The organism is Rothia sp. HMSC061D12 (genome assembly GCF_001836735.1).
Classification (GTDB): domain Bacteria; phylum Actinomycetota; class Actinomycetes; order Actinomycetales; family Micrococcaceae; genus Rothia.
Map to the genome: position 1 here is coordinate 1,418,500 of NZ_KV830305.1, position 20,818 is coordinate 1,439,317.

The 20,818-nt window shown below is 60.3% G+C and carries 18 protein-coding genes and 2 tRNA genes; 6 read left to right on the forward strand and 14 right to left on the reverse strand.

Translation table 11 applies throughout. The features are described 5' to 3' along the window. Nucleotides 1–135: 135 nt before the first annotated feature. The 6 genes from HMPREF2682_RS05585 to HMPREF2682_RS05610 form a co-directional block, all read right to left on the reverse strand. Complete coding sequence (locus HMPREF2682_RS05585; RefSeq protein ID WP_070832140.1) at nucleotides 136–1,611, reverse strand: dihydrolipoamide acetyltransferase family protein; 1,476 nt, start codon at nucleotides 1,609–1,611, stop codon at nucleotides 136–138. Between the two features lie 99 nt (nucleotides 1,612–1,710). After that, complete coding sequence (locus tag HMPREF2682_RS05590) at nucleotides 1,711–2,697, reverse strand: alpha-ketoacid dehydrogenase subunit beta (RefSeq protein WP_049327015.1); 987 nt, start codon at nucleotides 2,695–2,697, stop codon at nucleotides 1,711–1,713. Between the two features lie 2 nt (nucleotides 2,698–2,699). Then, nucleotides 2,700–3,866: a thiamine pyrophosphate-dependent enzyme gene (locus tag HMPREF2682_RS05595; protein WP_070832142.1), complete on the reverse strand. Its 1,167-nt coding sequence runs from the start codon at nucleotides 3,864–3,866 to the stop codon at nucleotides 2,700–2,702. 401 nt (nucleotides 3,867–4,267) lie between these two features. After that, nucleotides 4,268–5,395, reverse strand: coding sequence for a histidinol-phosphate transaminase (locus HMPREF2682_RS05600; RefSeq protein ID WP_070689739.1), 1,128 nt, complete (start codon nucleotides 5,393–5,395; stop codon nucleotides 4,268–4,270). Nucleotides 5,396–5,631: 236 nt separating this feature from the next. Next, a complete protein-coding gene (locus HMPREF2682_RS05605) occupies nucleotides 5,632–8,064 on the reverse strand; it encodes an extensin (protein WP_070832145.1) in 2,433 nt (810 codons plus the stop codon). 19 nt (nucleotides 8,065–8,083) lie between these two features. Beyond that, nucleotides 8,084–8,677, reverse strand: a complete 594-nt coding sequence (locus HMPREF2682_RS05610; RefSeq protein WP_070832148.1) for an ABC transporter substrate-binding protein — start codon at nucleotides 8,675–8,677, stop codon at nucleotides 8,084–8,086. A 251-nt stretch (nucleotides 8,678–8,928) separates the two neighbouring features. Between HMPREF2682_RS05610 and purB the strand changes: the two genes are divergently transcribed. Then, nucleotides 8,929–10,362 carry an adenylosuccinate lyase gene (gene purB / locus HMPREF2682_RS05615; protein ID WP_070738176.1) on the forward strand — a complete coding sequence of 478 codons (1,434 nt, stop codon included), beginning with the start codon at nucleotides 8,929–8,931 and terminating at the stop codon, nucleotides 10,360–10,362. A gap of 118 nt (nucleotides 10,363–10,480) precedes the next feature. Here the strand turns inward: purB and HMPREF2682_RS05620 are convergent, their stop codons facing one another. Continuing rightward, a complete protein-coding gene (locus HMPREF2682_RS05620; protein ID WP_070832151.1) occupies nucleotides 10,481–11,362 on the reverse strand; it encodes a di- and tripeptidase in 882 nt (293 codons plus the stop codon). A 272-nt stretch (nucleotides 11,363–11,634) separates the two neighbouring features. On the opposite strand from HMPREF2682_RS05620, the gene HMPREF2682_RS05625 reads away from it, so the two are divergent. After that, complete coding sequence (locus HMPREF2682_RS05625; RefSeq protein WP_070832153.1) at nucleotides 11,635–12,696, forward strand: EamA family transporter; 1,062 nt, start codon at nucleotides 11,635–11,637, stop codon at nucleotides 12,694–12,696. A gap of 185 nt (nucleotides 12,697–12,881) precedes the next feature. Beyond that, complete coding sequence (locus tag HMPREF2682_RS05630; RefSeq protein WP_070832156.1) at nucleotides 12,882–13,856, forward strand: EamA family transporter; 975 nt, start codon at nucleotides 12,882–12,884, stop codon at nucleotides 13,854–13,856. A 102-nt stretch (nucleotides 13,857–13,958) separates the two neighbouring features. Here the strand turns inward: HMPREF2682_RS05630 and HMPREF2682_RS05635 are convergent, their stop codons facing one another. Together HMPREF2682_RS05635 and HMPREF2682_RS05640 are read right to left on the reverse strand one after the other, a co-directional pair. Next, nucleotides 13,959–14,747 (reverse strand): spermidine synthase, encoded by a 789-nt coding sequence (locus HMPREF2682_RS05635; RefSeq protein ID WP_070832158.1) that lies wholly within the window; start codon nucleotides 14,745–14,747, stop codon nucleotides 13,959–13,961. Beyond that, nucleotides 14,747–15,481: a DsbA family protein gene (locus tag HMPREF2682_RS05640; protein WP_070832161.1), complete on the reverse strand. Its 735-nt coding sequence runs from the start codon at nucleotides 15,479–15,481 to the stop codon at nucleotides 14,747–14,749. The genes HMPREF2682_RS05635 and HMPREF2682_RS05640 overlap by 1 nt, the downstream gene beginning before the upstream one ends. Nucleotides 15,482–15,773: 292 nt before the next feature. On the opposite strand from HMPREF2682_RS05640, the gene HMPREF2682_RS05645 reads away from it, so the two are divergent. Further along, nucleotides 15,774–15,848: transfer RNA gene (locus tag HMPREF2682_RS05645), tRNA-Thr, on the forward strand. Nucleotides 15,849–15,955: 107 nt separating this feature from the next. Beyond that, complete coding sequence (locus HMPREF2682_RS05650; RefSeq protein ID WP_070832163.1) at nucleotides 15,956–16,222, forward strand: hypothetical protein; 267 nt, start codon at nucleotides 15,956–15,958, stop codon at nucleotides 16,220–16,222. 111 nt (nucleotides 16,223–16,333) lie between these two features. Here HMPREF2682_RS05650 and HMPREF2682_RS05655 read toward each other — a convergent pair whose 3' ends face one another. From HMPREF2682_RS05655 to HMPREF2682_RS05665, 3 genes are all read right to left on the reverse strand, one after another. After that, a complete protein-coding gene (locus tag HMPREF2682_RS05655; protein WP_070832166.1) occupies nucleotides 16,334–17,209 on the reverse strand; it encodes an HpcH/HpaI aldolase/citrate lyase family protein in 876 nt (291 codons plus the stop codon). A gap of 219 nt (nucleotides 17,210–17,428) precedes the next feature. Further along, nucleotides 17,429–17,968: a dehydrogenase gene (locus HMPREF2682_RS05660; RefSeq protein ID WP_070832169.1), complete on the reverse strand. Its 540-nt coding sequence runs from the start codon at nucleotides 17,966–17,968 to the stop codon at nucleotides 17,429–17,431. Between the two features lie 248 nt (nucleotides 17,969–18,216). Next, nucleotides 18,217–19,227 (reverse strand): NAD(P)H-quinone oxidoreductase, encoded by a 1,011-nt coding sequence (locus HMPREF2682_RS05665; RefSeq protein ID WP_070832172.1) that lies wholly within the window; start codon nucleotides 19,225–19,227, stop codon nucleotides 18,217–18,219. Between the two features lie 125 nt (nucleotides 19,228–19,352). On the opposite strand from HMPREF2682_RS05665, the gene HMPREF2682_RS05670 reads away from it, so the two are divergent. Continuing rightward, a tRNA-Ser gene (locus HMPREF2682_RS05670) sits at nucleotides 19,353–19,440 on the forward strand. 143 nt (nucleotides 19,441–19,583) lie between these two features. On the opposite strand, the gene HMPREF2682_RS05675 is transcribed toward HMPREF2682_RS05670, so the two are convergent. Next, nucleotides 19,584–20,030, reverse strand: coding sequence for a hypothetical protein (locus HMPREF2682_RS05675; RefSeq protein WP_070832174.1), 447 nt, complete (start codon nucleotides 20,028–20,030; stop codon nucleotides 19,584–19,586). 180 nt (nucleotides 20,031–20,210) lie between these two features. After that, nucleotides 20,211–20,642: a hypothetical protein gene (locus HMPREF2682_RS05680; protein ID WP_070832177.1), complete on the reverse strand. Its 432-nt coding sequence runs from the start codon at nucleotides 20,640–20,642 to the stop codon at nucleotides 20,211–20,213. Between the last annotated feature and the right edge of the window lie 176 nt (nucleotides 20,643–20,818).

Sequence of the window (20,818 nt, forward strand, 5' to 3'; positions counted from 1 at the left end):
ACCTCGGCGTTAGAGAATACAGAAAACCTCCGGTACCTTACGTAAGGTACCGGAGGTTTTCTGTATCTAAATATCTGTATCCTAAACGGCCTCAACTACCCAGCAATACGGTGCTGACTAGCCCAAATGTGCCGCCTAGTGGTCCAGCAGCAGTGCAGGCTCCTCAAGAATCGCAGCCACATCAGCCATGAAACGAGCCGACAGGTCCCCATCCACCACACGGTGATCGAAGGAACCACCCAGGGTCGTCACCCAGCGAGGAATAACCTCACCATCAACCACCCACGGCTTCTGCTTGATCGTACCGAAGGCAACAATCGCCACCTCACCGGGGTTAATAATCGGGGTACCCGTATCAATACCCAGCGAACCGATGTTCGTAATGGTCAGGGTGCCGTTCGCCATCTCAGCGGGCTGAGTCTTACCCTCACGGGCGCGAGTGGTCAGGTTGTTCAGCGCAATAGCCAGCTCACGCAGGGACAGCTCCTGAGCGTCCTTAATGTTCGGAACCATCAGGCCGCGCGGGGTTGCCGCAGCAATACCCAAGTTCATGAAGTGCTTAATCTGGATTTCGCTATCGGTCCAGGTCGCGTTGACCTGCGGGTTACGCTCAGCAGCCCAAATGACCGCGGCGGCAAGCACCAGCAGCGGGGTGACCTTCACGCCCTCAAAGTGGCGGGACTTCTTCAAGCGCTTCACGAACTCCATGGTGCGGGAGGCATCAACATCCACGAAGATGGACACGTGCGGGGCGCTAAACGCCGAAGCAACCATAGCCTTCGCGGTAGCCTTACGCACGCCACGCACAGGGATGCGCTCAATGCGGTCACCGGGGGTGGCTGCGGGCTGCCAGAACGGCTGGCGGGCGCCGCTATGCTGCACATCGCTCAGGTGCGCCACATAGTTCATGAGGTCCTGCTTGGTCACCTGGCCGCGCGCACCGGTAGCGGTCACATTCGCCAGGTCAACACCCAGCTCCTTTGCGGCAAGACGCACCGGAGGCGGCGCGAGGGTCGGGCGGTGCGGAACCTGCTCGGGAGCCAAAGTCGGCGCGGGAGCCGCTGCGGGCTCGGGCGCCAGACGCTGCACCACCGAGTTCAGCGGGGTGTTCTCCACAAAGCGGGAGGCGCGCTCAGCCAGCTCGCTCAGCAGGCCCTGGTTACGGTTTGCCGAGTCGGCGGGGGTGTGCGCCACGGGTGCCTGAACAGCCGGTGCGACCGGTGCCGCAGCAGCCTGTGCGGGCTGGGATACGGAGGCGGGGCGCTTGCGGGCGCGGCGCTTCACAGCGTCCGCCTTGGGGCCGGAACCGACCAGTGCGGTGCCGGACTCAGCCTCTGCCGCGGCGGGTGCCGCCGGGGTTGCGGGTGCGTTGTCGCCGCCGGAGATACTGATGATTGGGGTGCCCACCTCAACGGTTTCGCCTTCGGCAACGAGCAGCGCCTCGACGGTGCCAGCGAAGGGCGAGGGAAGTTCTACGACGCTCTTCGCGGTTTCAATTTCAACGAGGACGTCGTTGATGGCGACCTCGGTACCGACTGCCACCTTCCAGCTGAGGATTTCTGCTTCGGTCAGGCCTTCGCCCACGTCAGGGAGCGGGAAAATCTGGGACATTTTTACCTCTCACTAGGGCATATACCCTATACGGAATATTCTGTGCGGGCTCGCAACCCGCCATAGCGCAACACGCTGATACGTCAGATCAGGGAATGCCTAGTAGTCAAAAGCGCGGTCGACCGCCTCAAGAATACGGTCAATATCGGGCACGTACTCTTCCTCAACACGGGACACCGGGTACGGCATGTAGTAGCCACCCACGCGAATCACTGGCGCCTGCAGGCTGTAGAAGCAACGCTCCGTAATCGCCGCAGCCAGCTCGCCACCCATACCGCCGAAGGTCGGCGCCTCGTGCGCGACAATCAGGCGGCCAGTCTTTGCCACCGAAGCAGCAACGGTCGGCACGTCCAGCGGTGAAATCGAGCGCAGGTCAATGACCTCAATCGAGCGGCCATCCTCCACGGCAGCCTCTGCCGCAGCCAGAGCAACCGGCACCAGCGGACCGTACGCAACGATGGTCGCGTCCGTACCCTCACGCACCACCTGGGCGCTAAACGGATCAAAGGAAGTGTCGCTAAAGTCCACTTCACCCTTGAGCCAGTAGCGGCGCTTCGGCTCAAAAATAATGACCGGGTCGGGGCACTCAATCGCCTTTCGGGTCATCCAGTACGCCTCGTGCGGGGTCGAGGGGGTCACAATACGCAGACCCGCGGTGTGGGCGAACAGCGCCTCCGGGGACTCGGAGTGGTGCTCCACCGAACCAATCACGCCACCGTACGGAATGCGGATGGTCACCGGCACCGTGTACTGCTTATCGGTGCGGTTGTGGATCTTCGCCAGCTGGCTCGTGATTTGGTTGTAGGCGGGGAACACGAAGCCGTCGAACTGAATCTCCGGCACGGGGCGGTAGCCACGCAGCGCCATACCGATGGAGGTGCCGATAATGCCGGACTCACCCAGGGGCGCATCCATGACGCGGCGGTTGCCGAAGCGCGCCTGCAGGCCCTCGGTCACACGGTACACACCGCCGAGTTTGCCGATATCCTCACCGAGCATGACAACGGTGCGGTCGGCTTCCATGGCGTCTTCCAGGCCGCGGGTAATCGCCTTGGCGAGGGTCAAACGTTCAATTTTCTCGCTCATGCTTACTCCTCTTCAAAGCCTGCAACGTAGTTACGGTAGAACTCGCGGTCGTCTTCCACCTGCTGGTGTTCCTGCACGTAGACGCGGTCGAAGAAATACTCAAAGTCGGCAACCTCAGAGTTCAGCACTGCCTCACGCACGCCGTTCGCGACCTGCTGTGCAGATTCTGCAACCTCTTCAAAGAAGGCATCATCGGCGTAGCCCTGCTCGCGCAGGTACTTCTCGAGGCGCAACATGGGGTCGCGGCGCAGGGGACCTTCCAGGTCGGCATCGGTGCGGTACTTGGTGGGGTCATCAGCGGTGGTGTGCGGGCCGAGGCGGTAGGTCTCAGCTTCAATCAGCACGGGGCCTTCACCAGCGCGGATCTTCTCCATGGCGTAGCGGGTTACGGCGAGCACGGCGAGAACGTCGTTGCCGTCCACGCGAATACCCTCGAAGCCGTAGCCTGCGGCGCGGGTGGACACCGGAACGCGGGACTGCACCTCGAAGGGCACGGAGATAGCCCAGCGGTTGTTCTGCACGAAGAAGAGCACCGGCGCGTTATAGGAGGCGGCGAAGACCATAGATTCGTGTGCGTCACCCTCGGTGGATGAGCCGTCGCCGAAGTAGACCGCCACGGCGGGCTTCTGGGTGTCCTCGGCGGGGTCGGTTGCCTGGCCCTGACCGGTGCGGCGGGGGCCGGTTTCAGCCTCGATGTCGGCGTCGAAGTTCAGACCCATGGCGTAGCCGACGGCGTGCAGGGTCTGGGCGGCAAGCACCTTGGTGTAGGTGTGGAAGTTATGTGCCTTCATGTCCCAGCCGTGGGTGGTGGAGCCGCGGAAGATGGTGATCAGGTCGCGGAAGTCCACGCCACGCGTCAGGGCGACGGCGTGCTCACGGTAGGAGGGGAAGATATAGTCGTTGGGCGCGTAGGCGAGTGCGGAACCGACCTGTGCGGCTTCCTGGCCTCGGCTGGGCACCCAGAGGGCGAGCTGACCCTGGCGCTGCAGGGCGGTTGCCTCGTCGTCGAATCGGCGGGTGGTGTACATGAGGCGGTATGCCTCGCGCAGGGTGTCTGCGTTGACGTCTTCGATGTACCGACTGTAGGTGGGGTGTTCGTGTACGGTGCCGTTTTCATCCATGAGCTGGATGCGTTCGGGCACTCCGGGGTACTTGTCGTTCTCGTGCATCTAACCTCCACACGTGACGAGGGCTTGGCCCTCAGCGGCTTGGGTTTTAGTCTCAACTTTCACCTGATGGTGCAGGGTTTGAGGTGTTCCGGTAAGCCTGTGAGGGTCTGGGCATATATAGTTACCAGTCTACTCTTTTCGGCTTTATCTCGCGGCAGTTACGCTGATAACGCAGTGTATTATGCCCTGTCATTCACTATTTGAACATCATTAAATTAAACCTCCTATATATTCTTTTTTGGGAATATATGGGAGGTTTAATTTAGCCATTGAAACCATTTTAAGGGCCAGACTTTTCTCTCCGGGGCACAAATATTGAACTCTAAATAATCCTCGACAAGGGAAAATAGTACATTGTTCAATTAGGGTCGAGTGGGTGCCCCACCCCTTCACAAGACGCTCTAGAGCCCCTTCGCGAAGACCTCACAGAGCGAGAGGAAACGGTCATTCGCCTCCACCTCGCCAATGCTCACGCGAACACCCTCGGTGCCGAACGCACGCACCGACAGCGCATGCTCAGACATCAGCTGCACAAACTCACCCGTGCGCTCCCCCAGGGGCAGCCACACAAAGTTCGCGTAAGTGCTCGGGAAATCGTAGCCCAGCTCGCGCAGTCGAGCGGTCACGCGCTCACGCTCAGCGACCAGGTGGCTCACACGCTCCATCACCGCATCCTCATGCTCGATGGAGGCGATAGCCGCCGCCTCAGCCAGCGCCGTCACGGCGAACGGGGTTGCCGCCACCCGCAGGTGCTGCGTAATCTGCGGATGCGAAATTGAGTAGCCCACGCGCAGACCCGCCAGGCCCTGTGCCTTGGAGAAGGTGCGCAGAATGATGACGTTCTCGTAGTCGCGGTAGATGTCCATGCCGTTCAGCGGGGCTTCTTCACTTTCCGGCACGGTGGAGGCGGCGCAGAACTCGAAGTACGCCTCATCAATCACCACGGGGATGTGGGCGGGCACCTTCTCCAGGAACGCACGGATCTGACTTTCGGTGACGGCGGGGCCGGTCGGGTTGTTGGGGGTACAGACCAGGATCAGGCGGGTGCGTTCGGTGATAGCTGCCGCCATGGCGTCCAGGTCGTGTGAGCCGTCGTGCAGGTTCGGCACCTGCACGCTGCGAGCGCCCATAATGCCGACGAGGATCGGGTATGCCTCGAAGGAGCGCCAGGCGTAGATGACCTCGTCCTGCACGCCGTCGGCGTTTACGCCGGCGAAGGTTTTGAGGATTTGGTTGAGCGCGCCGAGGCTTCCGGCACCGGTGACGATGTCGTCAGCGTCCACGCCCAGTCGGGCGGAGAGCTTGTGACGCAGGGCGGTGGAGAGCGGGTCGGGGTAGCGATGCGCGGTCGCAAATTCTGCGAGGACGCGCGCGACCTCGGGTACGGGGCCCAGCGGGTTCTCGTTCGAGGAGAGCTTGTACTGGGTGAGGCCTTCAACGGGTGCGGGCGGCTTGCCTGCCGCGTAGCTGGGCAGGGTGTTGAAGACGGGGCGGACCGGGATGTTGGCGTGTTCAGCTGACTGGCTCATGGTTCCAGTATGTGCCTGCGGGCGGCTCGGAGGCTAACGCTTCTCACCTGGAGAGCAGGTCGCGAGCAGGCTGTAGCTGTGCAGGCAGCAGATACTGGCCGCAAGCGCTGTACGCAAAGATGGAGGGGCGCCGCCGGGGTTGTTCCCGGTGGCGCCCCTCCTTTTCTCTTCTCTTCTCTACTCGTCCCCTCCACCCTCCACCGAGCCGTTGAGATTGGTGCTTTTAGACTCGGTGTTTAGACCATCAGGGGTTCACGCTCCTCGAGGGGAGTCAGGTCCTCGGGATGGCCTGGGGCGCGGAACCCGGGGTCAATGTTCTCGGGAGGAGCTGGGACGAGGAACCCGGGGTCAATGCTCTTGGGCGGGAGCATGGGTGCAGGCTTCTGGCCTGGCTGGATGGGAATGAGCGACTCAACGCCGCCGTAGTCTCCACCCTGTCGGGGCCCGGGGAACGGGTCCCTGAGCACAGAACCAGGACTAGGGAGCTGCAGCTGATCGATGATTGGCTGAGTAACAGCCTTTTCGATGTGCGTATGCAGATCTGCAGGTTTGGGCAGAATGTCCGGCGGGATCAGACCTGCAGGCGGTAGCTGTCCCTCTGCCTCGATTCGAGTGGGCATCTTGATGGGCGCAGGCTCAGGGCGGCTCAGGTCGCTCGGCATCTTGATGGGTGCAGGCTCCGGACGACTCAGGTCCCCGGGCATCTTGATGGCAGGCGGCAGATGCTGCGGGTTGTATCCCTGTAGGATGGGCACCTTGGGCATCTGCGGCACAGGCATTTCGGGCCATGCAGGCTTCGGGCTATGAGGCTTTTCCTGCGGAGTCGGCTCGGGATGAGGGATGGTCTTTTGGACACCCTCGATGACGGCGGGGATTTGCTTAGCAAGCGCCCAGGCGGCTTCTCCAGCTTCTCGCTGAAGACCCTCCGCCTTCTGCTTGGCGATTTCCATGCCCTGCTGGACATCTGAGACGGTATCTTCGATTTTCTGCCGAGTATTTTCGACGTTGCCACGCACTACACTATCTACTCGGTGCAGTTCTCCATCTGTTAGTTGGTCTGGGGCCTCGTAATAAAATCGAGGATCAAGTTGTACCCCTGCATCAAGAGCCTGTTTAGTGTACCTAGCTCCACGCAATCCATACTCGTTCAGACGTTCTTCAAACGTGTAACCATCTGACATAGCAGAGCCCGAGGTAACCTTTTGCTCTCCTTGCACGTAACCTTTATTGCCCATGGCTGCTCTAAGAGCCCCCAGAGTCTGGTTTCCGTATCCTTCACGTTGCAGGGTTTCTCGATATTCTCCGCTATCATGTCTAAAATTTGAGATTGTAATTGCGGTATCGCGTTCATCCGGGCTCCATCCGTCTTCTCTCAGAGCAGAGTCAGGAACCGGGTCTCCATCTCCTTCCACGTAGTCCACTCCAAAGTCGCGGCGTTTAGCCGGTAGGCCTCGTAGTGGGGAGGCTTGAGCGTAGACACCCACAATGTTGATTTCTTTGGCGACTTCAGTACTATTCGCCATGTTGTAGGCAATCATGCCTCCCTGGCTGAAGCCTTCCACATACACGCGGGCGCCCTGAGGCGCTCCGGCATCACGTAGAGCCTGCAGAACCATCTGATAGGCGGGGTTCTCCAGAGTATCGTTACCCAGTGCTTCGCGAAGAGCCCCGGGAACGTCCATAGGAGATCCACCCACGGATGGGAAGTTCGTCCCCGGAATACTCACCACATATAGGGCATGGGCTGGGTCGCCTTCATGTCCTGCTTCGTACATGACAGTGACGAGTACTGCACCGCGTTCACCCTTAGTTGGGTCCTGACGTGAACGCTCAAATTCCTGATCCTGTGCCTTGGCAGCAGCCTGCAGACGTTCAGCGCTAGCATCCACCGTAAGACGGTCCTTATCGCCGGAATGTGCGCTAACCCCGTACTCGTCGGCTGAGGCGGTGCGCATATTATGCGCTTTCTTATCAGAATCCGGATCACGGAGAGGGCCGACGATTCCAACTCCGCCTACTGCCAAGACTTTTTCAATAAATCCCTGGGGTATTTTTGTTACAGCAGAGAGTCGGCCAGCAATACGCTGACGAGCAATTTCGGGATTCCATTTGGCGTCCATATAGGCGGTGAAACCGAAGATAATGGCTGCTACTACAGGCGAATGCGGCAATACCCAATAGGCTGCGAAATACCCAAGCTCGGGAATGGTGAGCTTGATGAGGTAGTTAGCTTCGCCGGGTTCTCCGGCGATGAGGCCGCGGAGGTGGTCTCGGGCGCTGCGTCCGTCGGGTAGCTTGCCGTCCTTTGCGATGCCCATGGATTCGAACCAGCCTGCGACAATATTTTCGGTCTGCAGGTAGGAGCTGTGGGCGGCGCGGACGGCTGCTGCGGTGGCGCCGAACTTTAGCGCGCTTCCGCCGAGGTCTGTAGCGAGGCCAGCGCAGAGACCAGCAGCCTGCTGGGCGCGTCCGTTGATGCCGAGGAAGAGCCTGGTTTCGGCGGCGATACCGAGAATCGGCATGGTGCGGTCGGCGCAGGTTCGGCTGACGGTGTCGAGTCCATCGGCAATGGCGGGCATTTCTTCAAGGGCGACGCTAATAGTGCCTGCGGTGGGCCCTGCAGAGTCGCTGAGGTCACCGATGGGTGCAACGGTGGGTCCGGTAAGCATGGTGTCTCCTAGCGTGAGGTTAGTGGGTTCGGATGAGCGAGCTCAGCCCGTCGGGCAGGTTTACGTGCATGAGTGAATCGAGCGCTGACTGGGCTTTTTGCACGCCTGAGCGGGCGATAATTTCGCCGGGGTTGAGTTTTTCGAGGGCGTCCGCGGCTCCGTTGGCGAGTTTGCCGAGTAGGTTATCTACGGCGGAGGCGGCGCCTTTGATTGCCTGCGCCTTGGAGGTGAGGTCGTTGGCGAGTTCTTCACCTGCGGCGGCGATCATGGCGGCGGCGCTTTCGGCTTGTTCGGCTTGGTTGCGGATTTTTTCGCGGTGTTCTTCGAGTTGTCGCCGGTAGGCGCGTCCGGCTTCGGATGCCCAGTGGTCGCCGTTGAGTTCGTTGGCGCGTTGGTGTGCGGTGCGGATTTCTTGGGCTTCGGTGCGCATCCTATGGGAGAGTTCTGCGCCTTTGGCTCGGGCGAGGGTGGCTGCTGCCATGAGTTGCTCGGCGAAGGCGTGGCCGGCGGCGGTGCCGATGCCCATGTGTCCTGCTGCGCGGAGAATATCGGTCGGTTCGATGCGGGGCAGCTGGGGTACGGGTGGTGGTGTGGTGTCGACGAGGGTGCTCATAGTGTGTCCTTTCACGGCGGGTTTGTTTTAGGCTAAATCTGCCGCGGTGACCGTGCAGGTGGAATACGCCAACCTGTGGATAACTCCGGCTTGTTTCGAAAAATTCGCACGTTTTTGCCCCTTATCATCCGAAAAATGCCCCCTCCGTACCCCCTCGTTTTGTCATATTTCTGCAACTAACCCAGCCGCCCGTCACGTCCATATGCTCTTCCCGCCTCTTTTTTTCAGCGAATTCATGCAAAAATAGAGTTATGTCTCACACCAATAACACCATCCTGCCTTCTGGCCGTATTGATCTGGGCACCGGCGAACTTGCACTGGGCCCCCTGGACGGACGCTACGCTTCCGTGACCGCACCCCTGACCAACTACCTCTCTGAGGCGGCGCTGAACCGCGACCGCATCCACGTTGAGGTTGAGTGGTTCATTTACCTGTGCGAGCACGAGGTACTGCCGGGTCTGTCCCCGCTGAGCGAGGAGCAGAAGAAGGGCCTGCGCGCCATCGTGACCGATTTCAACGCTGATTCTGTGGCGGAGCTGGCTGAGATTGAGGCAGTCACCGTTCACGACGTGAAGGCGGTCGAGTACTACATCGGTCGCCGCCTGGAGGGCCTGGGCCTGGGTCACCTGGTGCCGCTGGTTCACTTCGGCTGCACCTCCGAAGACATTAACAACCTCTCCTACGCGCTGGGTATCAAGGACGCCGTTGAGAACGTGTGGATCCCCGCCGCTGAGGAGCTGATTGAGGTTCTGCTGAATCTGGCTGAGGACGGCCGCGACGTGCCGATGCTGTGCCGCACTCACGGCCAGCCGGCAACCCCCTCCACCCTGGGCAAGGAGATGGGCGTGCTCGCCTACCGCCTGAAGCGCCAGGTCAAGCACGTGAAGGCGACCGAGTTCCTGGGCAAGATTAACGGTGCGACCGGCACTTACGCTGCTCACTATGCATCGGTGCCTAGCGCTGATTGGCAGAAGATTTCTCGTGGTTTTGTGGAGCACCTGGGTCTGACTTGGAACCCGCTGACCACTCAGATTGAGTCGCACGACTGGCAGGCCGAGCTGTACTCGGATATCGCACACTTCAACCGCGTGCTGCACAACCTCTGCACCGATGTGTGGAGCTACATTTCGATTGGTTTCTTCCGCCAGATTCCGGTGGCCGGTGCGACCGGTTCGTCCACCATGCCGCACAAGGTGAACCCGATTCGTTTTGAGAATGCGGAGGCTAACCTGGAGCTCTCCAACGCTCTGCTGGATTCGCTGGGTTCGACCCTGGTGACTTCTCGTTGGCAACGCGACCTGACTGACTCCTCGGCTCAGCGCAACATTGGCGTGGCGTTCGGCCACTCGGTGCTGGCTATCTCTAACGTGGTGAAGGGCCTGCAGCGTCTGGATATTGCGACCGACGTGATTTCCGCTGACCTGGATTCCAACTGGGAGGTCCTGGCTGAGGCTATCCAGATGGTGATGCGTGCGGAGGCTATCGCGGGTGTTCCCGGTATGGAGAACCCGTACGAGCGTCTGAAGGAGCTGACTCGCGGTCACCGCGTGGATGCCGCTCGTCTGAAGGAGTTCGTGGCTACTCTGGGTCTCTCCCCTGAGGCTGAGGCGCGTCTGTCGGCGCTGACTCCGCACACCTACAACGGTATTGCGGCTCAGCTGCTGGATCACGCGAAGAACGCGTAGCCTGTAGCGCCCGCTAATCAACAAAGCTAAACACTAAAGACCCCGGATTCCTAACTTAGGGATCCGGGGTCTTTAGCGTGTTGGGTCTTTTTATGTTCTGGTTTTATGACCAGCGGGTTTAGCGGCCGAGCATGCGGCGGTGGCCGGTTTCGGTGTCGTGGCCCTTGCCGCGGGTGAAAACCTTGCCTGCCGTCTTTCCTGCGTCCTTGACGCCCTTGAGGAGGGCACCAGCCACGCCGGAGGAGCTTTCCGAGCCGTCGCCACCCTGTACGCGGGGTGCGCGCGGGGTAATCATGAGCTCTGCGGGGAAGTAGGCGGGTGCGTCGCCGAAGGCACGGCGGGTGTTGCGCACGACGTCCTTACCGAGGGTCAGGTTTGCGCCGCCACCAACGACTGCACCCACGCCGAAGGGCAGGGCACGGCCGAGCAGTGCGCCGGTCTGGCGGGTCAGGAATCGGCGGATGAACATATTGCGGATGGTGCGTTCGACGCTGAACATCTTGCCGCCGGAGGAGTTGCCGAGCAGCATGCCCCACTTGTTGGAGACGCCGCTTGCCTTGCCGGTCTGCAGGAGCACGGTGTTCATGAGCTGGGAGCCTTCGTCACCGAGCATGATTGCCATGACCATGGAGCGGGCGGTTTCGGCGTCGTGTACGTGCACGCCGTGCAATTCTGCGACTGCCTGGGCGTAGAGGGCGGTGCGTTCGAGGTAGCCGCCGACTGCGAGCGCGGACAGGCTCATGGAGGTGACGGTACCTACGCCGGGCACGAATGCGGATGCGCCGGTGACGCCGCCGATGGCGGTGATGTCGCGCAGGTAGGTGCGGTCGAGGCGCTTGTGGATTTGTTCGGGGGTTTCGTCGGGGTGCGCTTCACGGAGTTTTTTGACGATGGACAGCGCGAGCGGTCGTTGCATGCGCAGTACGTTGTCGAGGGTGGTGGTTAGCGCGGGACGGGGGTTGCCGTCTTCATCGAATAGAGACTTCTTCGGGTCAAGCATGCTCTCAGTAAATCACGGCTGGGTGAATATTTCCTGGATATGAGGGGTTGTGGTGGGGTGTGGGGGTGAAATTTCACCGAGGGCGTGGAGGTTTTTGAGGGGTTGTTAGGGTGTTTTGGTCTCTATTTGCGCCCAATTTTAAAGCGCGTAAAATTGTCGTAGATTACACACTATTCATTGTTTGCATAGTGCGTGACCTGTTTCACGACGATTCGGGTTGCGCCTGATGACAGATAGCGGCTGACACCTCTTCTGGACTAATAAGGATTGCTATGACTTCTTCCACCCATACGCCCAATGCTGCGCGTTCTCCCCTGGCGACTCAGGGGCTGGGTGTTGCGTACGCGACCGGCGCGATTATTTCGGCGCAGTTCGGTGCGGCTCTTGCTAAGCAGCTGATGGGCGATTTGGGCCCTTGGGGCGTGGTGACTCTGCGCCTGTTGACTTCTTCTATCCTGCTGTGGGCGTTCTTCCGTCCGCAGATTCGTTCGTGGACCCGTCAACAGTGGCTGACGGTCATTGTTCTCGGTGTCGCCCTGACGGGTGCGAATGCCTTCTTCTATGTGGCGATTGAGCAGGTTCCGCTGGCGATTGCGGTGGCTATTGAGTTCATGGGTCCGCTGGTTCTGGCGACGGTTATGTCGCGCCGCAAGCTGGACCTGGTGTGGATTGCGCTGTCCTTTACGGGCATGGCGATTCTGACGGCTGAGTCCCAGGCGAAGCCTGAAGATTTCGCCCTGATGGGTGTGATTTTCTCGGTCCTGACCGCTGTTTCTCGTGCCGCCTACATTCTGGCGACTGAGAAGGTGGGCGCACTCATCCCGGGCATGGGCGGCATGGTCATGGGTAACGTTGTCTCTACCCTGCTGGTTCTGCCGTTCCCGTTCCTTATTAGCGGCAACAACCTGCTGAAGGTGACCCAGGATGTGAACCTGTTGGCTATTGGTTGCCTGATGGGTCTGTTGGCTTCTGCTCTGCCGGCGTTGGGTGAGGTTTCTTCGCTGCGTCTGCTGCCCGCGCATATTTATAGCGTGGTGCTGTCCCTGGAGCCTGCGATTGCGGCGGCTGTGGGTATTGTGATGCTTGGTGAGGCGACCGGCCTGGTTCGTTGGGTTGCTATTGCTCTGCTGGTGGCTGCGAGTATCGGTATTTCGATTTCTCACGCTCGTGCGCAGAAGAAGGCGCAGGAGGAGGGCACTATGGAGGATCCCGATCGTTACCTCCCCGGTGCGGTGGATGCGCACGCGGTGGATATTGCGAAGATGGCGACCAGTTCCATTACGCTCCCGTCAGCTGCGCAGATTAAGGCTGACCGTGAGGCGAAGGGCCTCTAATCTACTGAACTGTAGCCGTGTCGACGGCTTCTAACACCCCCGGGTAACGAGTAGGATAGTATCTCGTGTTGCCCGGGGGCGCGCTCTTTAAAACGGCGCTATTAGAGCGTTTGTTCTGCCCCGTAGCGGCACAGCATGTACACACGTGGAGAAGTACCGCCTTGTGAGGCGCAGGAAGGAGAACTTTGTCGCATACCGCACCCCAACGCCCCGCGCTGGGCATTATGTTTGTGCTGATGTCCTGCTCATCCCTGCAGTTCGGTGCCGCGTTCGCGGTGACGCTCTTTCCGCTGTTTGGCGCTCTGGCTATTAGTGTGAGCCGTCTGGCGATTGCTTCCATTGTGGTGGGTAGTGCCGTGTGGTTGGCGGCTCGTTGGCGTGCCCGTCGTGGCGGAACGATGCCGCCGGGTGCGCTGTCGTGGTCGAAGGAGCAGTGGCGTGCCGTCATCATTTTCGGTATGACGTTCGGTCTGATGAACGGCTTCTTCTATTGCGCGATTGACCGCATCCCGATTGGTTTAGCGGTTGCTGTGGAGTTCTTGGGGCCGCTGGCTTTGGCGTCCATGCTGACGCGCAGGCTCCGCGACGCGGTGTGGGTGCTTTGTGCCCTGGCGGGCATGCTGGTGCTCGGCTACGAGGCGGCGGTTGGTACGGATACCGACTACCTGGGACTGACGTTCGCGCTGATTGCCGGCGTGTTCTGGGCGCTGTACATTCGCTCGAGCGCGAAGGTGGGTGCCCTGGTTCCGGATGCGAGCGGCCTGGCGGTGGCGATGCTGGTCGGCGCCGTGTTCATCGCCCCGGTGGCGGCGATTGTTCCGGCGCCTCAGCCGCTGTGGAATGCGGCGCAGGATCCGATGTTGCTCCTCATGATTTTTGGTACCGCCATGTTCGCTTCGGTGATTCCCTATAGTGCGGAGCTGATGGCACTGCGCAACCTGCCACAGCAGGTGTTTAGCGTGTTGATGAGCATGGAGCCCGCCATTGCGGCGATTGCCGGTTGGGCGCTACTGAACCAGGAGACGGGCTCGGTTCGTTGGCTGGCAATCTGCCTGCTGATGACGGCGAGCGTGGGTATTACGCTGACCACCACGCAGGGCGGTTCCCCCAAGCCGAAGGATGACGGCGAGGATCCTGTTCCCGTGCCGCTGCCCGAGTAAAACCAGGATTCTGCCGGCGCGCGGCATATATAAAACCCATATACAAAACCGTTGAGGCAAGTACCAACCAGGTACCCGCCTCAACGGTTTTATGTTCCAGTTTTAGCTCTCGGCCAGCTCGTCCAGCAGGTCGCGCAGCTCATCGGTGGTGAGCACCTCCGCCGGATGCGGGCCCATCGCGTACAGCCGGTCCTGGGTGTCCTCATCCAGCTCACGGGCGGTGCCAACCAGCACGAGGTTGCCTTCGTTCTGTCCGCTGAGCATGGAGCTTTCGCACAGGCACCACACGTGGTCGAAGACTTCCAGCATGGCAGTTGCCTGTAGCTGGAAGAAGGGCAGACCCGCGTCGTCACCCACGTTGATGGCGACCATGCCGCGCTCGCTCAGGGCGTCCTTGAGTTCGCGGTAGAAGTCGCGGTTCGCCAGGTGGGCGGGCGCGTCCATGCCGGTGAAGATGTCAAGGATAATCGCGTCGAAGCCGGGCACGCCCAGCAGTTCGGGCAGGTTCGCCAGCTGTTCGCGGGCGTCACCCACCACGAGCTGGCAGTCGGTTCCTGCGGGCAGCGGCAGGCGGTCGGTCACGAAGCCCATGAGCTCGGGTTCAATATCCACGGCAACCTGGCGGGATCCGGGGCGGGTCGCCTGAATGTAGCGCACGAGGGTCAACGCACCCGCGCCCAGGTGCGCGGCGGTGATGGGCTCGCCGGCGGGGGCGAGCGCATCCACCGTGTTTGCGATGCGGCGCAGGTACTCGTAGAACACGTAGTCGGGGTTCTGCACGTCCACGTGGGACTGCTCGGCGCCACCGATTTCGAGGACGTAGCCGTGGTCGCTGAACCCGTCGGGGTGAATTTCGGCGCGCTGACCGCCGGAGAGCTGAATGTGCGCCACTACTTCACGCCAGCTTCACGCTTGAAGGTGCTGACCAGGTCATCCACCGAGGAGGAAGAATCCAGGCCCTCAACGACCTTGTCGTTCACGGCGAAGGTGGGGGTGCCCTTCACACCGATCTTCACGGCGTGCTCGTAGTCGCGCTGGATGGGCTTGACGGTGTCGGAGGCGAGTAGGACCTTGTCGAATTCTTCGACGTTCAGGCCCAGTTCCTTGGCGTAGTCGTTGAAGAGGGTGCGCAGCTTGTCGCGCTCTTTGATGTTCTTCCAGTCGTTCTGGGTGTTGAAGAGCTTGTTCGCCATTTCGACGTGCTTACCCTGAGCTGCTGCGGCCTCCACGGCGAGTGCGGCGGGTACGGCGTTGGCGTGCATGTTCAGCGGCATGTGGCGCACGGTCACGTTCAGCACGCCGTCGAGCTTCTTGGCGGCTTCTTCGAACTTGGGTTCTGCCTTGGCGCAGTAGGGGCACTGGTAGTCGGTGTACAGGGTTGCGGTACCTGCGCCGGGTACTTCGCGGTTGAGGCGGTAGCCGACGTAGCCGTCATCGGCGGATGCCGAAGCGCTCGCAGTGGCGCTCACGGATGCGCTTGCCGAGGTTGCGGCGGTGCTTGCAGAGGCGCTCGCAGATGCCGATGCGGAGGACTGGGAGGAGCTGGAACCGCATGCGCTCAGTCCCAGTGCGGCGGCGGGCACTACGCCCAGCAGCAGGGTGCGGCGGTTGAGGGGTGAAGTCATGGTAGTTCCTCTCTCTACGGGTGGCGGACTGGCCTGTGGTTGATATGCGCTGTGAGACGCTGCCAGCCGCCGTGGGTATAGGGTTTATTGTATGCCTCTGCCCTGAACATTCCCTATCTTCGGGCGGGTTTACGGGGTGAATGCAGTGCACACCATAGGCTCTCTGCCGTCTGCTCTCGGTAGCGGTCACGGTGCTGAAAGTAATTAGCCTCTCCCCCGCCTTTTTGGTACTATTGCGGGGTATGCACTGTTCGTCGGCTGCTTTCGGGCGGTTGGGAACGAACGCATATGTGCCTCTATAGCTCAGGGGTAGAGCATTTCCCTCGTAAAGAAAAGGTCGTGGGTTCGAATCCCACTGGGGGCTCCACATCCGCCGTAACGCGTGCCGGTTTCCGGTGTGTTGCGGCGGTTTTTAGCATCTGAGAGATGTCACGTATCTCGCAGGATGTCACCATCGATTTTTAGGAGATTCTCGTGTCTTCTCATTCCTCAAATACTCAGCGTCTGCAGAACCGTTCGCAGGCAGGCCGCGCCTCTGCGGACCCTGCACGCCCGATGAGCCCCACGATGCGTTTTGCTCTGGTGTACGTGCTGGCGCTGGTGGTTTCCCTGGCGGTGTGGTTCTTCTACCGTTCCGTGTATGAGGATGACACCTCGTTCCTGGTGCCGATTGTGATTTCTTTGGTGACTTCATACGTGTGCGCTCATGCGCTGACGGGCGGCAAGTCGCCCCGCAACTAGTAGCTAAGTTGTAGCGCGCCAGAGGTTTCAGGCAGACAAAAGCCGCACATCCTGTTCCCCGTTCAGGGGTCGGATGCGCGGCTTTTTGCGCGTGTACTTTAGGCGAGCACCTTACTTGGAGGCGCGCTGGAAGTCGCTGTCGGTCTTGCCCCACAGACCGTAAACCTTGGCGAGTTCCTTGACCTTCTTTGCACGCAGGTAGCGCGGCAGGTAGGAGCCGTCGCGGGGGCCGTCGAGGGGCACGTCGAGCATCTGGTGTGCTTCTTCGATTTCGATCTCGCTCGGGGAGAATGCCGCGTTGATGGTCTCGGTCTGGCGGATGTCCAGGGTGATCTTGCCGGTCATGCCGTGGTCGTTTGCGAAGCCGCACGCCTTGGAGAGGTCAGCACCGTATGCGCCGAGGGTCGGGCCGTCGATGGGGCCGGGCAGACCACCCAGGGTGGAGGCGATGACCAGCTGCGAACGCACGTAGGCGAGCGCCATGGGGGTTGCGGAGGAGCCGGTGTCGCGGCGGTAGTCGCCAGCACCGAATGCGAGGCGGAAGGTGCCGATTGCGCGGGCAATCTCGACGGAGTGGTGCACGCCAAGTGCGGACTCAATCAGCGCGATGATGGGGGTACCGGCGGGCAGCTCGGCTGCAGTGCGGTCGATGTCGGTGGCGTGCTCTGCGGTGGCGAGCATGACGCCGCGCAGGCCCTTCACATTCTTGAGGGCCTTGACGTCCTTCCACCAGTGTTCGGTGGTGATGGCGTTGATTCGCACCCAGGCGACCACGCCGGAGTTAAGCATGCGGACGACCTGTTCGCGGGCTGCATCCTTCTCTTCGGGCGGGCAACCGTCTTCGAGGTCGATGATGATGGAGTCAGCTTCAGATTCGAAGGCCTCTTCAAAAACTTCTTCAGTGGAGTTGGCGCGCACGAGGAGCCAGGAACGAGAGAGGCTGGGGCGCAGCTGGCGTGCGCGCTCGTTGCGGTGGAATTCAAACATGGTGTGTGACTTCTTCCGTGAATTATTGGTGCATTGGGTTGTGCCGTAGAGGGGCAGGAAAAAGCCTGCGGTTCTTCCGCGCGTACCATCGCGTTGTGTCGTCACCTCCATTGTGACGGAACCGCATAAGAAGTGTCCTACACCCCTTCTTTAAGCGTATCGCCTGTTGAGGTGCACATCAAACTAACCCGCCTGTTGACCGGTATTTAGGCTCCGGTGTTATGCCTCAACCAGCTGGGTGCGGCCTACGGGGATTCCGTCGTCGAAGGTCAGCTCACCGGCGGCTTCTTTCTGGGCGCGCTGAATCAGACGCTCAGCGTCTTCAATGTGCTGGATGACGGTTTCCACGCGGCGGTGTACGCTCACCTGGCGGTCGCATGCGCTCGCGCAATTGCCGAAGCAACGTGCCATGGCGAGCGCTTCGGCGCAGAGTGCCACGGCGTTACCCGCCTTGGAGAGGGCACGGTTCAGGTCGGAGTAGGTGCCGAACGGGGAGGCGGGAATATCGCCGTCGCTGGGGGCGAGGCGGTGCGCCTCCATGGCGACTGCGCGCACGCGCGGAATCATGTCGGCGAGCGCATTTGCGTCCGGCACGATGAGCTCAATCATGGAGGTGGACGAATCGGTTGCCGCTAGGCGTTCGAGGACCTGGTGGAAGCGGTCAATGCCGCGAATGAACCGGTCGTGGGATCGGCGCCAGATGCCTTTGCCGAGTTCGGCGTCGTCGCGGCGCGATTGCAGGTAGCTTTTAAGTCCCATATGTCCTCCTCTGCGTGGTGTGTGTGCCGTGTTTGTTGGTCGGTGGAGGCTGCCGGTGATGCGCTCTGCGGCGACCCGCAAACCTCCCTATACTTAGGTTACCCTAAATCTCTTTTAGTGACGAGCTGTCAGCAGTCAGCTGTTTATTTCAACCCCAGCTTTTCTTCACGCCCCTCACGCAACACTCCCCGCGGCGCCGACCTAAAATGGCGCCAGCCTAAATTGGCACCGCGGGGGCGCAACGATTTCTAGACCATGCGCAGCACAATCTTGCCGCGATGCTGACCGGAGTCGAAGTATTCGTGGGCGGCAGCCGCCTCCTCCATGTCGAAGATACGGTCCAGGCCCACACCAATCCTGCCGGATTCAATCAGCGGCAGCACGTGTTCGCGTACACCGCGCAGAATCTCAGCCTTCTGCTGATCCGAACGGGTGCGCAGGCTCGTAGCGTGCACCGACAGGCGGCGGGAGAGCATATACCCTAGGTTTACTTCTGCCTTGGCGCCGCCCATCAGACCGATAATGCACAGGTGCCCGCCGTCGGCGAGGGTGTGCAGGTTGTCATCCAGGTACTTTCCGCCCACGACGTCGAGGATGTAGTCGGCGCCGCGCCCACCAGTTTCAGCCAGCAGAACTTCACGGAACGAATGTTCGGTATAAATAATGGGTTCCGCACCTAGTGAGCGCACATATTCTGCTTTTTCCTCGGTTCCCACGGTTGCAAACACGCGGGTACCTACGGCGAGCGCCAGCTGGATGGCGTGCACACCGATACCGCCGGTACCACCGTGCACGAGCACCACCGCGGGTTCGCCGTCTTCCTTGAGGTTTTCGGCGGGGTTCATGCTCATACCGCAGGTGAGCACCAGGTTCGAATAGACGGTTGCCGCGACTTCGGGAATACCGGCGGCTTCGGCGAAGCTCAGCTGTTCGGGTACGGGCAGCACGTGGTCGACCGGTACGGTCACGTAGTCGGCGTAGCCACCTCCAGGCAGGAGCGCCATGACGGGGGTGCCGCGGTTCTCCACGGAGGCGCCTTCACCGACCGCTTCGATAACGCCGGCTACTTCGAGGCCGTAGATGGCGCTCGCGCCGGCGGGCGGCGGGTAGAATCCGCGGCGCTGCAGGGCGTCGGCGCGGTTGATTCCGGCGGCGTGTACGCGGATGAGAACTTCGTGGGATCGGGGTACGGGGGCGGGTACTTTGGTGATTGTCAGAGCCTCAGGTCCACCGTGACTATTCTCGATAATTGCTCTCATGAGTCCTCCTCATTGCTGGAAGCACCATCGTCGGTGCGCGATTTACAGAAAGCATACAACGTGCGATAATCTCTTAGTGCCCTGCGGCACGGTATTGCCATAAAATGCCGGTCTCTGGAGTGCATGGATGGTTGTCCGAGCGGCCGAAGGAGCTGGTCTTGAAAACCAGTAGGCGGTGACCCCGTCTCAAGGGTTCAAATCCCTTACCATCCGCGTTTTAGCTTCTGCTCCGCCTCATGTGTGGAGTGCAAAGAGCCCCGTTCCTCAACATGAGGAACGGGGCTCTTTGCATATCAAATACGAAAGACCACAAATTCGGCTCTCGGCACTCCAAACTTCCTAAGCCGGTTACGACGCTATCCCTTCAAGGTGAAAACAAGCACCAGCAGGGTAATAGCCGCCAGGACTGACAGGGCGATGGGCAGAATCACACCAATCCAGCAGAGGATACGCCCCGCTTTTGCCGGTGCACCGCGACGTTCCGCATCTCGCGCAGACATGATTCCCAGGATGCTCAGAATAAAAGATCCGAGAAGGCTGTAGGGCACCCAGAACGTTACGAGGATAAGCACCATGCTGATGATGCCAAAGGTTAGTGACCGTTGAGCCAACTTGCGTCCCTCTTCCAGGATGCCTGTGGGTCCGACGATATTCCTCGGGTAGCTCGGGTAAAACTGACGCGTAGGTAGTGGCTGGTTACCCGGGGCGCCATGGTTGGGCTGCCCGTTGTTATTTCCCCGGTGGAGCTTGGCGTATTCGGGGTTGTTATCGAAGGTTTCATTATTTTGGGGTAACTGCGACATCGCATCCACAACCTTTCACGTACCGACACAGATGCTAAACCCACCATAAACCTTCCCCACCGCGGGAACAAGCCTGCCAGGACCAATCCACGAGATATACGGCATATATAGCAAAACCCCGTTCCTCAACGCGAGGAGCGGGGCTCTTGCGTACACCAATTCGGGTTGCCGGAGGCGTCGTTAGTTGATGCCTGACAAAGCCTGCAGAATCAATAAGATGAGGGCGATGATAGCAAGGTCAATGATGATCCCTGCTATGCCGAGGATTAGACCTCCGGTGGCGGGGACACCGTACTCTCTTGCCCCGAACGCTTTCCAGATACCTAAGATGCTCAGGAATGACGCAACAAAGGCTATGACTATACCAGCTGCAAGGCCATTGGCAAGGCAACCAATTCCTAGGAAGAGAGCCATCAGTCCGAGGAAGCCGAACATCAGGGAGGAGTTAGCGGCCTTTTCACCGGCTTGTGTCCTCTGCGCGTCGGGAGGTAGCTCGCTCGCAGGTAGCGGCCGGTCGTCCGTACCAGACTGCACGCTGTTATCTTCCTGGTAGAGCTTGGCGTATTCGGGGTTGTTATCGAAGGTTTCATTATTTTGGGGTAACTGCGACATCGCATCCACAACCTTTCAGTACCGGGTGTTACGTGTCTATCGACTCGAGAGAGCATCTGGGCTCACTATCGAGCCGGCGTCGTTAGTTGATACCTGACAAAGCTTGCACAATCAGCATGATGAGGGCGGCAATACCAATGAAAATACATAGCCCCAGCCCGTTAAGAAGCAGACCA

Bases quoted from the DNA above. Each gene is read 5' to 3' on its own strand.
- purB (WP_070738176.1), top strand. From the start codon at position 8,929: ATGTCTCACACCAATAACACCATCCTGCCTTCTGGCCGTATTGATCTG.
- HMPREF2682_RS05600 (WP_070689739.1), bottom strand. From the start codon at position 5,395: ATGAGCCAGTCAGCTGAACACGCCAACATCCCGGTCCGCCCCGTCTTC.
- HMPREF2682_RS05610 (WP_070832148.1), bottom strand. From the start codon at position 8,677: ATGAGCACCCTCGTCGACACCACACCACCACCCGTACCCCAGCTGCCC.
- HMPREF2682_RS05675 (WP_070832174.1), bottom strand. From the start codon at position 20,030: ATGTCGCAGTTACCCCAAAATAATGAAACCTTCGATAACAACCCCGAA.
- HMPREF2682_RS05590 (WP_049327015.1), bottom strand. From the start codon at position 2,697: ATGAGCGAGAAAATTGAACGTTTGACCCTCGCCAAGGCGATTACCCGC.
- HMPREF2682_RS05665 (WP_070832172.1), bottom strand. From the start codon at position 19,227: ATGAGAGCAATTATCGAGAATAGTCACGGTGGACCTGAGGCTCTGACA.
- HMPREF2682_RS05640 (WP_070832161.1), bottom strand. From the start codon at position 15,481: ATGACTTCACCCCTCAACCGCCGCACCCTGCTGCTGGGCGTAGTGCCC.
- HMPREF2682_RS05655 (WP_070832166.1), bottom strand. From the start codon at position 17,209: ATGTTTGAATTCCACCGCAACGAGCGCGCACGCCAGCTGCGCCCCAGC.
- HMPREF2682_RS05660 (WP_070832169.1), bottom strand. From the start codon at position 17,968: ATGGGACTTAAAAGCTACCTGCAATCGCGCCGCGACGACGCCGAACTC.
- HMPREF2682_RS05605 (WP_070832145.1), bottom strand. From the start codon at position 8,064: ATGCTTACCGGACCCACCGTTGCACCCATCGGTGACCTCAGCGACTCT.
- HMPREF2682_RS05620 (WP_070832151.1), bottom strand. From the start codon at position 11,362: ATGCTTGACCCGAAGAAGTCTCTATTCGATGAAGACGGCAACCCCCGT.
- HMPREF2682_RS05585 (WP_070832140.1), bottom strand. From the start codon at position 1,611: ATGTCCCAGATTTTCCCGCTCCCTGACGTGGGCGAAGGCCTGACCGAA.
- HMPREF2682_RS05625 (WP_070832153.1), top strand. From the start codon at position 11,635: ATGACTTCTTCCACCCATACGCCCAATGCTGCGCGTTCTCCCCTGGCG.
- HMPREF2682_RS05680 (WP_070832177.1), bottom strand. From the start codon at position 20,642: ATGTCGCAGTTACCCCAAAATAATGAAACCTTCGATAACAACCCCGAA.
- HMPREF2682_RS05595 (WP_070832142.1), bottom strand. From the start codon at position 3,866: ATGCACGAGAACGACAAGTACCCCGGAGTGCCCGAACGCATCCAGCTC.